This window comes from Psychrobacter sp. TB20-MNA-CIBAN-0197 (assembly GCF_040309765.1).
GTDB lineage: Bacteria > Pseudomonadota > Gammaproteobacteria > Pseudomonadales > Moraxellaceae > Psychrobacter > Psychrobacter submarinus.
In genome coordinates this window covers 1-366 of record NZ_JBEOPC010000196.1, presented here as the reverse complement: position 1 = coordinate 366, position 366 = coordinate 1, and the positions used below count along the sequence as shown (strand labels likewise).

The 366-nt window shown below is 44.8% G+C and carries 1 protein-coding gene; it reads left to right on the top strand.

Annotated features, from left to right (window positions below; all coding sequences use genetic code 11):
* Positions 1–345 (top strand): IS66 family transposase (locus tag AAEY83_RS13285; RefSeq protein ID WP_351059481.1); only part of this gene is annotated, 345 nt, incomplete at its 5' end.
* Positions 346–366 lie beyond the last annotated feature (21 nt).

The window sequence follows — 366 nt, the reverse complement described above, 5'->3', positions numbered from 1 at the left end:
GAGCAAAACCAGCCACGTTTAGTCGGGAAAACCAAGTTAGCAGAGGCAGCAACCTATCTCGCTAATCAATGGCATAAACTTATAGTTTACCTTGAAAATGGTCAGCTTAATATCGACAATAACCGCGCCGAGCGCGCTATCAAACCATTTGTTATTGGCCGTAAGAACTGGATGTTTAGCCAAACCTCACGCGGCGCAATAGCAAGCGCTCACCTATACAGCATCATCGAAACTGCAAGATCCAACGGCTTAACGCCATTTGATTACATCATGCATTGCCTCGATGAGCTTTGTCAGCCTGAGCCAGACATAGAACAATTATTGCCTTGGAATATCAATATCTAGGTGATGATCACCGGACGTTTA